Source organism: Nocardioides sp. R-C-SC26, from assembly GCF_021246465.1.
Lineage (GTDB): Bacteria > Actinomycetota > Actinomycetes > Propionibacteriales > Nocardioidaceae > Nocardioides.
On the sequence record NZ_JAHRHK010000002.1, the window covers coordinates 189,650 to 203,526 of the forward strand.

The 13,877-nt window shown below is 69.5% G+C and carries 12 protein-coding genes; 11 read left to right on the plus strand and 1 reads right to left on the minus strand.

Annotated elements, in window-relative coordinates:
* Positions 1-268: 268 nt before the first annotated feature.
* From secY to KSO97_RS02640, 4 genes are all read left to right on the plus strand, one after another.
* Entirely contained in the window at positions 269-1,576 is a 1,308-nt protein-coding gene (secY, locus tag KSO97_RS02625) for a preprotein translocase subunit SecY (RefSeq protein ID WP_232676324.1), read from the plus strand.
* Positions 1,577-1,582: 6 nt separating this feature from the next.
* Positions 1,583-2,158 (plus strand): adenylate kinase, encoded by a 576-nt coding sequence (locus KSO97_RS02630; RefSeq protein ID WP_232676326.1) that lies wholly within the window; start codon positions 1,583-1,585, stop codon positions 2,156-2,158.
* A gap of 19 nt (positions 2,159-2,177) precedes the next feature.
* A complete protein-coding gene (gene map / locus KSO97_RS02635; protein WP_232676328.1) occupies positions 2,178-3,005 on the plus strand; it encodes a type I methionyl aminopeptidase in 828 nt (275 codons plus the stop codon).
* Between the two features lie 267 nt (positions 3,006-3,272).
* Positions 3,273-4,283: a TerC family protein gene (locus KSO97_RS02640; protein WP_232676330.1), complete on the plus strand. Its 1,011-nt coding sequence runs from the start codon at positions 3,273-3,275 to the stop codon at positions 4,281-4,283.
* 82 nt (positions 4,284-4,365) lie between these two features.
* Here the strand turns inward: KSO97_RS02640 and KSO97_RS02645 are convergent, their stop codons facing one another.
* Positions 4,366-4,854 (minus strand): inorganic diphosphatase, encoded by a 489-nt coding sequence (locus tag KSO97_RS02645; protein ID WP_232676492.1) that lies wholly within the window; start codon positions 4,852-4,854, stop codon positions 4,366-4,368.
* A 139-nt stretch (positions 4,855-4,993) separates the two neighbouring features.
* Between KSO97_RS02645 and dacB the strand changes: the two genes are divergently transcribed.
* The 7 genes from dacB to KSO97_RS02680 all read left to right on the plus strand — a co-directional run bounded on the left by dacB (position 4,994) and on the right by KSO97_RS02680 (position 13,835).
* Positions 4,994-6,559: a D-alanyl-D-alanine carboxypeptidase/D-alanyl-D-alanine-endopeptidase gene (dacB, locus tag KSO97_RS02650; RefSeq protein ID WP_232676331.1), complete on the plus strand. Its 1,566-nt coding sequence runs from the start codon at positions 4,994-4,996 to the stop codon at positions 6,557-6,559.
* Between the two features lie 90 nt (positions 6,560-6,649).
* Positions 6,650-7,714 (plus strand): zinc-dependent metalloprotease, encoded by a 1,065-nt coding sequence (locus KSO97_RS02655; RefSeq protein WP_232676332.1) that lies wholly within the window; start codon positions 6,650-6,652, stop codon positions 7,712-7,714.
* A gap of 10 nt (positions 7,715-7,724) precedes the next feature.
* Positions 7,725-8,699, plus strand: coding sequence for a tRNA lysidine(34) synthetase TilS (tilS, locus tag KSO97_RS18140; protein ID WP_232676333.1), 975 nt, complete (start codon positions 7,725-7,727; stop codon positions 8,697-8,699).
* 257 nt (positions 8,700-8,956) lie between these two features.
* Complete coding sequence (hpt, locus tag KSO97_RS02665; RefSeq protein ID WP_232676334.1) at positions 8,957-9,508, plus strand: hypoxanthine phosphoribosyltransferase; 552 nt, start codon at positions 8,957-8,959, stop codon at positions 9,506-9,508.
* A 135-nt stretch (positions 9,509-9,643) separates the two neighbouring features.
* Positions 9,644-11,695, plus strand: coding sequence for an ATP-dependent zinc metalloprotease FtsH (ftsH, locus tag KSO97_RS02670; RefSeq protein WP_232676335.1), 2,052 nt, complete (start codon positions 9,644-9,646; stop codon positions 11,693-11,695).
* 14 nt (positions 11,696-11,709) lie between these two features.
* Entirely contained in the window at positions 11,710-12,324 is a 615-nt protein-coding gene (gene folE, locus KSO97_RS02675; protein WP_232676336.1) for a GTP cyclohydrolase I FolE, read from the plus strand.
* Positions 12,321-13,835: a sulfatase gene (locus KSO97_RS02680; protein ID WP_232676338.1), complete on the plus strand. Its 1,515-nt coding sequence runs from the start codon at positions 12,321-12,323 to the stop codon at positions 13,833-13,835. Before folE ends, KSO97_RS02680 begins: the two co-directional genes overlap by 4 nt.
* Positions 13,836-13,877 lie beyond the last annotated feature (42 nt).

Consider the following 13,877-nt stretch of genomic DNA (forward strand, 5'->3'; position numbering starts at 1 on the left):
CCCGTCCGCTGAGTGCAGACGGGTCGACGTCGTTCAGGGGTCTACCGCTCTCCTGGAGAGCGGCAGACCCGTGGCGACGGCGCGTCCCGCGTCGTCGGCACAACAGTCGGACACGTGGCCAGCGCAGCCCTTCGCTCCATGGCCCCGGCTTCGGTCGGGCGGTGTGGGCCGAGAGCGCGATGCGAGGCCGTGCGTGCCTGCCTGTTAGGCTCCCGTGGGCTTTGGGGTGACCCGAAGCCACGATGTTTGTCGGAGAAAGAGGAACTTCGTGCTCAGCGCGTTCGTGAACGCCTTCAGGACACCTGACCTGCGGCGCAAACTGCTCTTCGTCCTCGCGATCGTCGTGATCTTCCGGGCCGGATCTCAGATCCCGGCGCCAGGGGTGAACGTCGCGAACGTGCAGGAATGTCTGAGCGACTCCGCCAACAACGAGGGCATCTACAACCTCATCAACCTGTTCTCAGGTGGTGCGCTGCTCCAGCTGACGGTCTTCGCGCTGGGGATCATGCCCTACATCACCGCGAGCATCATCCTGCAGCTCCTCGTCGTGGTCATCCCGCGTCTGGAGGCCCTCAAGAAGGAGGGGCAGGCCGGGCAGACGAAGATCACGCAGTACACGCGCTACCTCACTCTCGGGCTCGCGCTGCTCCAGGCCACGGGCATCGTGGCGCTCGCACGGTCGGGCAATCTGCTGCAGAACTGCGACACGACCGAGTTCCCGTTGCTGCACAGCGACAACCTCTCGACCTTCATCATCATGGTCATCACGATGACCGCCGGTACCGCGGTGATCATGTGGCTCGGCGAGCAGATCACCGAGCGCGGCATCGGTAACGGCATGTCGATCCTGATCTTCACCCAGGTCGTCGCGACCTTCCCGACCGCCCTGTGGGCGGTCGGCAAGTCGCAGGGCTGGTGGGTCTTCGGCGTCGTGATCGCCGTCGGACTGGTGATCGTCGCCGCCGTCATCTTCATCGAGCAGGCGCAGCGCCGGATCCCCGTGCAGTACGCCCGTCGGATGGTCGGCCGCCGCATGTTCGGAGGCTCCTCGACCTACATCCCGTTGAAGGTCAACCAGGCCGGCATCATCCCCGTCATCTTCGCCAGCTCGCTGCTCTACCTGCCGGCGATGGCGGTGCAGTTCAACCAGAACAGCACCAACGGCTTCATCGACTTCGTCAACGCCCACTTCGTGCGCGGCGACCACCCGCTCTACATGGCGACCTACTTCGCCCTCATCATCTTCTTCACCTACTTCTACGTGTCGATCACCTTCAACCCCGAAGAGGTCGCCGACAACATGAAGAAGTACGGCGGCTTCATCCCCGGGATCCGGGCGGGCAAGCCGACCGAGGACTACCTGTCCTACGTCCTGTCCCGCATCACGTTGCCTGGCGCCCTGTACCTCGGTCTGATCTCGCTCATCCCGCTGATCGCCCTGGTGCTCATCGAGGCCAACCAGAACTTCCCGTTCGGCGGCACCTCGATCCTCATCATGGTCGGTGTCGCGCTCGACACGGTGAAGCAGATCGAGAGCCAGCTGCAGCAGCGCAACTACGAAGGGTTCCTGCGGTAACACGCCATGCGATTGATCCTGATGGGGCCGCCGGGAGCCGGTAAGGGCACCCAGGCCAAGTACGTGGCCGAACACTTCGGCATCCCGGCGATCTCGACCGGCGACATCTTCCGCGCCAACGTCTCCCAGGGAACGCCGCTCGGTGTCGAGGCCAAGCGGTACATGGACGCCGGGGAGTACGTCCCGGACGAGGTCACCAACCGGATGGTGCGCAACCGCATCGACGAGGACGACGCCGCGCCCGGCTTCCTGCTCGACGGATACCCGCGCACGGTCGCCCAGGTCTCCGAGCTCGACCAGATGATCGAGGCCACGGGTCACCGGCTCGACGCCGCGGTCGTGCTGACCGTCGACGCCGAGGAACTCGTCCAGCGGCTTCTTGCCCGTGCTCAGACCGAGGGACGCGCCGACGACACCGAAGAGGTGATCCGGCGCCGGCAGGAGGTCTACACCGAGCAGACCGAGCCGCTGATCGACGTCTACCGCTCGCGCGGACTGCTCGTCGAGGTCGACGGCATGGGCGAGGTCGACGAGGTGACCCAGCGGGTCTTCGCCGCACTCGACGTCCTGCCGTCCTCTTGACCCCTGCGCGGGATCCACGATGACGTGGAGGAATCCCGGCGTCGAGATCAAGACGCCGGAGCAGATCGCCGGGATGCGACGCGCCGGGCTCGTCGTCGGACGCACCCTGGAGATGCTCCAAGGGCTTGCCCGGCCGGGCCTGACGACCGGTGAGCTCGACGCTGCCGCCCAGCGGCACATCGAGCAGCTCGGTGCGCAGCCGAGCTTCCTCGGCTACCACGGCTTCACCGGCTCGATCTGCGCATCGGTCAACGACGAGGTCGTTCACGGCGTGCCGGGAGCGCGTGTCCTGCAACCGGGGGACCTGGTCTCGATCGACTGCGGAGCCATCGTCGACGGCTGGCACGGAGACGCCGCCGTCACCTTCTCGCTGGGCGAGCCCAGCCCCGAGGTCGCCGCACTCATGGACGTCACCCGGGACTCCCTCTGGCACGGCATCGCCGCCGCCCGGCTCGGTGGTCGCGTCGGTGACATCTCGACGGCCGTCGAGCAGCACGTCCGCGCGGCGGGCGACTACGGCATCGTCGAGGACTACACCGGACACGGCATCGGCTCGGAGATGCATCAGGAGCCCGACGTGCCCAATCTGGCTCCGCGCCGTCGCCGCGACCAGGGGCCGCGGCTGGTCGAGGGGCTCGCGCTCGCGATCGAGCCGATGATCACGCTCGGTACGGCCGAGACCACCGAGCTCGACGACGAGTGGACGGTCGTGACCGACGACGGCTCCTGGGCCGCGCACTTCGAGCACACCATGACCGTCACCACGGACGGCGTGTGGGTGCTGACGGCCCTCGACGGCGGCCGAGAGCACCTCGGTGCACTCGGCGTCGCGTACGGCGGCGACTGAGCCGGTCGCTCAGCCCGCCCGGAGCCGTCGTCGGAGATTTGGTCGAGGGCCGATCCCGCGTGGGAGGATCGCTCGAGCAGGAGGGGAGTATTCCTTCGCTGCGGAGTCGTCAACACGATCAGCCGCCGATGCCAGCGACGTCATCGGCATCAGGGTGATCCGGGTCCGCAGGTCAGGTGGGACCGTGTCGAGTGGCGTGGCCTGAGCACCGGGCGGAAGAGACCTCACGCGGTTATAGCCATCCCCTGACCTGCAGGAGCTACTGAGTTGGACGTCAGCACCCTCCAATGGAGCATCACCATCGCCATCACGTGCGCGGTGCTCCTCTTCGACGTGGTCGTCATCGCCCGCAACCCGCACGAGCCGACGATGAAGGAGTGCGCGCTCGCGCTCTCGGTCTACATCGGCGCGGCGCTGGCCTTCGCCGCCTACGTCTTCGCGACCGCCGGGCGAGACGATTCCGGCAACCTCTACGGGACCCAGTTCCTCACCGGCTGGCTGGTCGAGTACAGCCTCTCGATCGACAACTTGTTCGTGTTCATCATCGTGATGTCCTCGCTCGCGGTGCCGAAGAAGTATCAGCAGGAAGCGTTGATGGTGGGCATCATTCTGGCCCTCATCTTCCGCGCCATCTTCATCGCACTCGGCTACCAGCTCGTGTCGAACTTCAGCTGGATCTTCTACATCTTCGGCGCCTTCCTGGTCTACACGGCCGTCAAGCTGGTGCAGTCCTACCGGGCTCACGAGGAGGAGCATCCCGAGGAGAACCGGGTCGTGCGGTTCGCCAAGGCGCACCTCAACGTGGGCGATGAGTGGCGTGGGCTGAAGCTCTTCTGGCGTGAGAACGGCGTCCGGATCGTCTCCCCGATGCTGATCGTCATCATCGCGCTCGGCACCACCGACATCCTGTTCGCGCTGGACTCGATCCCGGCCATCTTCGGTATCACCCAGGAGCCGTACCTGGTCTTCACCGCGAACGTCTTCGCGCTGATGGGCCTGCGCCAGCTCTACTTCCTGCTGGGCGGCCTGCTGCAGCGTCTGGTGTACCTGTCGCTGGGGCTCTCGTTCATCCTGGCCTTCATCGGCGCGAAGCTGGTGATCCACGCGCTGCACAAGAACGAGCTGTCCTTCATCAACGGCGGCGAGAAGGTCATCGACTGGGAGGTGCCGACGCTGCTCAGCCTTGGCGTCATCATCGTCACGCTGGTCGTCACCGCCGTCGCGAGCCTGGCCAAGGACCGTCGCGACCGCTCGGCCGAGCAGGTCGACGCTCGCTGATCCGCCGAGCTCACGGCTGAAATCGACGCTGCCCCACCCTCCGAGGAAGGCGGGGCAGCGTCGATCCCAGCGTCAGCGGGGCTCAGTGCCCCTGGTGCTTGAGGCGCTCGAAGGAGGCCACGACCTCGGCCTCGGCGTCGGTGCGGCCGACCCAGTCGGCGCCTTCGACGGACTTGCCGGGCTCGAGGTCCTTGTAGACCTCGAAGAAGTGCTGGATCTCCAGCCGCTCGAACTTCGGCACGTGGCTGATGTCGCGCAGGTGCTCCAGGCGCGGGTCGGTCGCAGGCACGCAGAGGACCTTGTCGTCGCCGCCGGCCTCGTCGGTCATCCGGAACATGCCGATCGCGCGGCACTTGATCAGACAGCCCGGGAACGTGGGCTCCTGCAGCAGCACCAAGGCGTCGAGCGGGTCGCCGTCGAGCCCGAGGGTGTCCTCGATGTAGCCGTAGTCGGCCGGGTACATCGTGGAGGTGAACAGGTGGCGATCGAGACGGATCCGGTTGGACTCGTGGTCGACCTCGTACTTGTTGCGGCTCCCCTTGGGGATCTCCACCAGTACGTCGAACTCCAGCACCTGATGCCTCCAGCGTGATCGGGGTCAAAGTGCCCCACGGCCCACAGCGGTGGCGGCACACGAACGCGGGCCTCGTGACCCGTCGGCGCACAGTCTCGCGCACAATGTCGGCCAACGTGCAGTCGAGGGGGTCACGGTGAGAAGCGGGCAGGACGGCGTGGGCCACCACGCGGGTCGCAACGAGCGAGGAGCCGCGCGTACCGGCGTCGTGATCGCGACGGTGCTGCTGATGCTGGTGGGCGCGGTTGCCGGCATCGGCATCTGGCGTCAGGACGACGTGCGCGACTGGTACGACGCTCGCACCTGGCCGTGGGACGACGCGCCCGTCGCCGGGCCCGTCGACGTCGCCCCGCCGCCGCAGGTGGACGTCGAGCCGGCTCCGACCCTCGACGAGGTCGACCCGGTGGCGGCGCCGAGCGACACCGCGACCGGACTGTCCGTCCAGGCCGTGCGCCGAGCCATCGCGCGCCGTCTCGGCGTCCGCGCTCTCGGGCCGCACGTGGTGACGGCCGTCGCAGCGGTCGACGGAGGAGGCCCTCCGGTGTCCATCGGCCGCGGCACCGCCGTCCCCGCCTCGACGACCAAGATCGTCACCGCCGCGGCCGCACTGCTCGCTCTCGGCCCCGAGACGCGATTCTCGACCCGGGTCGTCGCCGCCGACCCCGTCGGCACCCGCGACGGCGCGCCCGATGTCGCGGGCGCACCGTCGATCGTGCTGGTGGGCGGAGGAGACCCCTTCCTGGAGCGCACGCCCTTCCAACCCGGCGCCGCCGATGGATCCGCGAACGGTCCCGCGTGGCCGTACCCCGTGCGGGCCGACCTGCAGACCCTGGCCGCCACGACGGCCTCGGCGCTGGCTGCCGACGGCGTCCGCCGCGTGCGGGTGCGCTACGACACGACGCTCTTCGCGGGCCCCTCGATAAGCCCCGCCTGGGAGTCCGGCTACGTGCCCGACGGCGTGGTCAGTCCGGTCAGTTCGCTGTGGGTGGACGGCGGACGCCCGCCGTCGCGATCAGGGCGGGTCGCCGACGCGCCCCTGGACGCCGCGCAGTCGTTCGCCGCGTCGTTGCGCGCGGCCGGCGTCCGAGTCGTGGGGGCCGTCGAGGAGCAGCCTGCGCCGCTCGACGCTGCCACCATCAGCAGCGTCGAGAGCGCACCGCTGGGCCAGATCGTCGAACGCGTCCTCGATGTGAGCGACAACGAGGGCGCCGAGGTGCTCCTGCGCCACGTCGGGCTCGCCGAGGCCGGGCGCGGCACGTTCGCCGCGGGCCGGCGCGCGGTTCGCGACCTCCTGACCGAAGCGGGTGTGCACTGGGGGCGCAGCGTGTTCCACGACGGCAGTGGTCTGGCGCGCACGAACGCCGTCGAACCGCGCACGCTGCTCGACGTCCTGAGGCTGGCCGCCTCCGACGACGAGCCCGACCTCCGTTCGGTCATCACCGGCCTCCCCGTCGCCGGCTTCACCGGTTCTCTGGCCTATCGCATGACGGAGGGGCCGCCCGCAGGACTGGGACGGGTCCGTGCCAAGACCGGAACGCTGACCAACGTCACAGCACTGGCCGGTGTCGCGACGACGCCCGACGGTGCGGTGCTGGTGTTCGCGATGCTCGCCGACCGGGTGCGGGTGGAGGACACCCTGACCGCTCGCGCGGCCATGGACGGTGCCGCCGCGGCGCTCGGTGCCTGCCGCTGCGCCGGCTAGTGTCGCGAGCGCGGACGAGGATCTGACCCTCGGCGCTCCCCGGAGACCAGCGAGACGTCCCTGCTATCTGGACCCCGGTACGTTCAAGGCATGAAACGCGAGTCCGAGGGCGACGCCGGGAACAGCGCGAGCTCGGACATGGTCGACTGGAACCTCGCGGTGCGGATCGGGTCGGCGCTGGCCGGCGAGGGGCCTCAGGTCGGGCGCGGCGAGGCCGCCGACGTCGTCGCGGAGCTGCGGGCCGGGGCTGACCGGTCCACCGGGTTGGTGCGCGACTTCACGGGGTTGGTCGCTCCTGCCGCGACCGCGCCCGTCCTCGTCGTCGATCGGGCGGGCTGGGTGCAGGCCAACGCCGACGCCTTCCAGCACGTCGTCACACCGCTCACCGACAGCCTCACCTCCGACCGCAAGGCTCCGAGCGGCCTCACCAAGGCGATCGGCTCGCGCATCACGGGTGCCGAGGTCGGCGGACTGCTGGGTTTCCTCGCGGGCAAGGTGCTCGGGCAGTTCGACCCCTTCCACGAGCCGAGCGGCCGGCTGCTCCTCGTGGCACCGAACATCGTGCACCTCGAGCGCGAGCTCGGCGTCGACCCGCACGACTTCCGACTCTGGGTCTGCCTGCACGAGGAGACCCATCGGGTGCAGTTCACCGCGGTGCCGTGGATGCGCGAGCATCTCTTCTCCGAGGTCACGGCGTTGTCGTCGACCGTCTCGCCCAGCGGCATCGACGACCTGACGAATCGTGTGGTCGAGGCTCTCAAGGGCGGCCTGGCCCGCGGCAACCTGATCGACCTGCTCAGCACGCCGGAGCAGAAGGAGATCCTCGACCGGGTCACCGGGATGATGTCGTTGCTCGAGGGCCACGCCGACGTCGTCATGGACGACGTCGGGCCGAGCGTGATCCCCAGCGTCGCCGGCATCCGCGCGAAGTTCACCAAGCGACGAGGAGGCGTCGGCACCCTCGACCGCATCCTGCATCGACTGCTGGGCCTGGATCAGAAGATGGCCCAGTACCGCGACGGCGCCCGCTTCGTCCGCGGGGTCCTGGACGAGGTCGGCATGGAGCAGTTCAACGTGGTCTGGGATGGCCCGGAGAATCTGCCGTCCAAGGCCGAGCTGAGCGACCCGGGCGCCTGGATGCGCCGCGTGCTGTGAGCCACGCACCGTGACGCTACCGCCGGCCGTGGCCGCCGTCCGGGTGGCCGTCCGCGGCTGTCTCGTCCGCGAGTCGCCGGACGTCGTCGCCGTCGCCTGTTCGGGAGGTGCCGATTCGCTCGCGCTGCTGGCGGCCACGGTGTTCGAGGCGCGATCGCGGGACGTGCGGGTGATCGGGGTGACCGTCGATCACGGTCTCCAGCCCGAGTCGGCCGACCACGCCGCGCACGTCGTCGCGCAGATGGCGGCGCTCGGCGTGCACGAGACCGTCGGTGCGCGCGTCGACGTCGAGGCGTCCGGCCGCGGGATCGAGGCCGCTGCTCGCGAGGCCCGCTACGCCGTCCTCGACCAGGTGGCCGATCACTTCTCCGTCGACCTGGTGCTCGTCGGGCACACCCTCGACGACCAGGCCGAGACGGTGCTGCTGGGGCTGACGCGGGGGAGCGGCGGGCGCTCGATCGCGGGCATGCGGCCTGCCTTCGACCGGATCAGACGACCGCTCCTGGGCATCACCCGCGAGCAGACCGAGCAGGCCTGCCGCGACGAGGACATCGAGTTCTGGCGCGACCCGCACAACCTCGACCCTCGCTTCGCACGCGCCCGGGTGCGCCACACCGTCCTGCCCGTGCTCGAGACCGAGCTCGGGCCCGGCGTGGCCCAGACCCTGGCCCGTACCGCCGAGACCCTGCGCCCCGACATGGAGCTACTCGACGACCTGGCCGACCTCGCCTATCTCGCCGCGCGCGTCGACGACGGCCTCGACCTCGATCGGTTGGACGACGAGCACGTCGCGATCCGCACCCGGGTGCTCCGCCTCGCCGCGCTCGCCGCGGGCAGTCCGGCGAGTGAGTTGTTCCACGTGCACGTGCGCGCCCTGCTGGCGTTGGGTGACGGCCACGTACGCGGGGAGGTCCAGCTGCCCGGCCGCGTCACCGCCGTCCGGGAGGCCCGCCGGCTGCGCTTCGGCCCGACCTCGACCGGTTGAGGGTCTCGGCAGGCTCGACCACCGGGGGTGCGGTCATCGAGCTTGTCGAGATGCGGTGAGGGTCTCGGCAGGCTCGACCACCGGGGGTGCGGTCATCGAGCTTGTCGAGATGCGGTGAGGGTCTCGGCAGGCTCGACCACCGGGGGTGCGGTCATCGAGCTTGTCGAGATGCGGTGAGGGTCTCGACAGGCTCGACCACCGTGGGGTGGGGCTCGGGCGCCTCCAGCGCCGTCGGGGCCGCCGGTTAGGCTCGCGCCATGGACGCCGCGCACGTCGATGACGACCTCGTCAACGTTCTCTTCACCGAGAAGCAGATCCTCGAGAGGCTCGACGGCCTCGCTGCCCAGATCGAGCGCGACTACGAGGGCCAGGAGCTGCTGATCGTCGGCATCCTCCGCGGTGCCGCGATGGTGATGGCCGACATGGCGCGTGCCTTCACCCGCCACGTCGAGATGGACTGGATGGCCGTCTCCTCCTACGGATCGGGCACCAAGTCGAGCGGGGTCGTGCGGATCCTCAAGGACCTCGACACCGACATCGCCGGTCGTCAGGTGCTCATCGTCGACGAGATCATCGACACCGGCCTGACCTTGAGCTGGCTCACCTCGAACCTGAAGTCCCGCAGCCCCGCGAGCGTCGAGATCTGCACGCTCCTGCGCAAGCCGGAGGCGCTGCAGATGCCGGTCGACGTCAAGTACGTCGGCTGGGACATCCCCAACGAGTTCGTCGTCGGCTACGGCCTGGACTACCGCGAGCGCTACCGCAACCTGCGCGACATCGGCACGCTCGCGCCGCACGTCTACTCCTGAGCCCCGTCGCACGCTCCACCGGGAGCGCCTGAGTAGGCGTCGCACCCACCCGCCTGCGACACTGGGACCGTCCACGGCGAGACCGCGCGCGTGTAGCGTCGTGGGCTCAGTCATGCCAGAAGTGAGAGACGGTCTGTGAAGCGCATTCTCAAGGGTCCCTGGGTCTGGATCGGCCTCGCGGTCGTCGGCGTCCTGCTCGCCCTGCAGTTCCTGGCCCCCGGTGGCGGCTTCGACGAGGTTCCGACGTCGAAGCTGGAGTCCTACATCGCCGACGGCAAGGTCGAGAAGATCACCTTCGTCGACGGCGACCAGAAGATCGAGGCCACCCTCGACAAGGGCACCCGCTCCGAGGGCGACAAGGTCGTCGCGTACTACGTGCTCGGCCAGCAGCAGGGCATCATCGCCCAGGTCGACGCCCAGGTCTCGGCCGGCACGATCGAGGAGTCGAACTCGGAGAACCCGCAGCCCTCGTTGCTGGGCACGCTGCTGGTCAGCTTCCTGCCGATCCTGCTGATCATCGTCGTGTTCTTCTGGCTGATGAACAGCATGCAGGGTGGCGGCCGCGGTGTGATGCAGTTCGCCAAGTCGCGCGCCAAGTTGATCTCCAAGGACATGCCGAAGACCACGTTCGCCGACGTCGCCGGGTGCGACGAGGCGATCGAGGAGCTCGGTGAGATCAAGGAGTTCCTCCAAGAGCCCGCCAAGTTCCAGGCCGTGGGCGCCAAGATCCCCAAGGGCGTGCTGCTCTACGGCCAGCCCGGTACCGGCAAGACGCTGCTCGCGCGCGCCGTCGCCGGGGAGGCGGGCGTGCCGTTCTACTCCATCTCGGGGTCCGACTTCGTCGAGATGTTCGTCGGCGTCGGCGCGAGCCGGGTGCGCGACCTGTTCGAGCAGGCGAAGGAGAACGCGCCTGCCATCGTCTTCATCGACGAGATCGACGCCGTGGGGCGCCATCGCGGCGCCGGTATGGGCGGCGGCCACGACGAGCGTGAGCAGACCCTGAACCAGCTCCTCGTCGAGATGGACGGCTTCGACGTCCGCGGCGGCGTGATCCTGATCGCGGCCACCAACCGGCCCGACGTCCTCGACCCGGCGCTGCTGCGCCCGGGCCGTTTCGACCGCCAGATCCAGGTCGACGCGCCCGACCTCGCCGGCCGCCACAAGATCCTCCAGGTCCACTCGCGCGGCAAGCCGCTCGCGGGCGACGTCGACCTGATGTCGGTCGCGCGTCGGACTCCCGGTTTCAGCGGGGCCGACCTGGCCAACGTGCTCAACGAGGCGGCCCTGCTCACCGCGCGGAGCAACCTCAAGCTGATCAGCGCCGACGAACTCGACGAGGCGATCGACCGCGTCATCGCCGGTCCGCAGCGCCGCACGCGGCTGATGAGCGAGAAGGAGAAGCTGATCACCGCCTATCACGAGGGCGGCCACGCGCTCGTGGCGGCGGCGCTCCCGGGCACCGACCCGGTGCACAAGATCACGATCCTGCCGCGCGGTCGCGCACTGGGCTACACGATGGTGCTGCCCGACGAGGACAAGTACTCCCAGACCCGCTCGGAGATGCTCGACAAGCTCGCCTACATGCTGGGCGGTCGGGCCGCTGAGGAGATGGTCTTCCACGACCCGACCACGGGCGCGGGCAACGACATCGAGAAGGCCACCTCGCTGGCCCGGGCGATGGTCACTCAGTACGGCATGACCGAGCGGCTCGGCGCCATCAAGCTGGGCGACGGCAACTCCGAGCCGTTCTTGGGCCGCGACCTGGGGCACTCGCGCAACTACTCCGAGGACGTCGCCGCGATCGTCGACGACGAGACCAAGAAGCTGCTGGCGCACGCGCACCAGGAGGCCTTCGACATCCTCGAGGAGAACCGCGACGTCCTCGATCAGCTCGTGCTCGAGCTGCTCGACAAGGAGACCCTCGACAAGGCCGAGGTGGCCGAGATCTTCACCGCGTTGCGGTTGCGACCCGAGCGTCCGGCGTGGACCGGATCGCCTCACCGCACCCCGTCGAGCATCCCGCCCGTCGACGTGCCCCAGGAGATCCGCGATCGCGCTGTCGCGCCGGCGAGTGCTGGCGAGTCCGGGGTGATCGTCACCCCGCCGGGCCCCGACGGCGACGTGCACGGCGATCCCGGTCTCCCGCCGACGGACGGCGGCCCGGTGCCGCCGCACCCGGCCCAGTAGTACGGAGCGTCGCGATGACCGACCAGATCTCGTTGCCCGACCGCGCCGCGGCGGACGTCCCGGAGTTCGACCACGCGCGAGCCGAGGCGGCCGTCCGCGAGCTGCTGTTCGCGATCGGGGAGGACCCCGACCGCGAGGGCCTGCGTGAGACGCCGGCCCGCGTGGCCCGCGCCTACGCCGAGCTCACGGCGGGCTTGCGCCAGGAACCCGAGGACGTGCTCACCACGACGTTCGATCTCGGGCACGACGAGCTCGTGCTGGTGCGCGACATCGAGCTGTGGTCGATGTGCGAGCACCACCTGGTGCCCTTCACGGGCGTGGCGCACGTCGGGTACATCCCGGCGCGTAGCGGCAAGATCACCGGGCTGTCCAAGCTCGCCCGCCTCGTCGACGTCTACGCCAAACGTCCCCAGGTGCAGGAGCGGCTCACCACGCAGGTCGCCGATGCGCTGATGCGCATCCTCGACGCGCGCGGCGTCGTCGTCGTGATCGAGGCCGAGCACCTGTGCATGACGATGCGCGGCGTGCGCAAGGCCGGTGCGCGGACCACCACCTCGGCCGTGCGCGGCACGATGCGCAGCAATGCGTCCACCCGTGCCGAGGCGATGGCGCTGATCCATCGGCGATGACGATCCCCCGTCCACGTGCCCGGGCCCGCGCCGCGGTCGGTGTGGTCTCGGTCGTGGCGATGCTCGTCATGGGCGCCTTCGCTGTCACCAGCGGCAGCGCGGCGCCCGGAGCGGCGGAGCGCAGCGGTCCGGTGCGGCCCAACATCGTGCTGGTGATGGCCGACGACCTCTCCCTCGCCGAGCTCCAGTTCCTCCCGCGAGTGCGGTCCTTGCTCGGCACCGGCGGTGTGACGTTCTCCGAGGCGACGGCGCCTCACCCGCTCTGCTGCCCCTCGCGCGCCCAGATGCTCACGGGCCAGTACGCGCAGAACAACGGGGTCCGGAACAACCGGACCGCGCTGGGGGGCTACCGGGCGTTCGAGCCTCGCACCGCGCTTCCCGTATGGCTCCAGCGGGCCGGCTACACCACGGCCATGATCGGCAAGTACCTCAACGGCTACGCGGAGGAGGGAGTGGGCCCGGAGCCGGGCTGGGACTACTGGGACCCGACGATCGCGCGCACCTACCAGTACTACGGCTTCACCCAGTACGCCGACGGGTCGCCGACGAAGCCGTGGGAGTACCACACCGACTACGTCGCGCGCCGCTCCGCCGATCTCGTGCAGAAGTACGCCGGCCAGAAGGCGCCGTACTTCCTGTGGGCGTCCTTCGTGGCCCCGCACGGGCGCTGCGGAGAACGCTTCGAGACGGGGAAGTCCTGCGAGCGCCCGCCTCGGCCCTCGGCGCTCGACCTGCTCAGCTACCTGACCCTGGAGCCGCCGACCGCGGACTATCCCTCGTTCAACGAGGCCGATGTGAGCGACAAGCCGCAGCGGATCCGCGAGCTGCCACCCGTCGACGTCTCCGAGATCCGTGAGCTGCAGACGCGTCGGGCGCAGGCGCTCGCGGCACTCGACCGCGGCGTCGAGCAGATCGTGGACGCCGTCGAGAGCAGCGGTGAAGCCGACAACACGCTGATCGTCTTCACCTCCGACAACGGCTACCTGCTCGGTCAGCACCGCTACGAGGGCAAGGTCTACGCCTACGACGAGTCGGTGCGGGTGCCGTTGCTGATGCGAGGCGCCGGCCTGCCCCGCGGTGTCGTGGACCGGCAGACGGCGGCGATGATCGATCTCGCCCCGACCTTCGCCGCGCTGGCTGGAGCGCACCCGCGAGTCGAGGTGGACGGCGACCCGCTGACGGTGCGCCAGGGCGGACAGGCGGCCCGCGTCGACGATCGAACGTTGCTGGTGCAGGCCGGGGCTCCGCAGCTGAATGTCTTTCCGGGGAACTGGCTCTATCAGGGAGCCCGCACGGCCCGCTACACGTTCGTGCAGTGGACCCGGCCGGTGTTCGCCGAGCTCTACGACCGCAGGGCCGATCCGTACGAACTGCGCAACCGGGCCGACGACCCGCGCTACGCAGCGGTCCGCCGCGAGCTGGAGCGGCGCACCGTGCTGCTCTCCGGCTGCTCGGGAGCGAGCTGTCGCCAGAGCTTCGGGCGCATGCCGCAGCCGCGCCGTGGGCGATAGCCTGCGCGGCGTGAGCATCCCGGTCTGGTCGCGTCCGGTGGG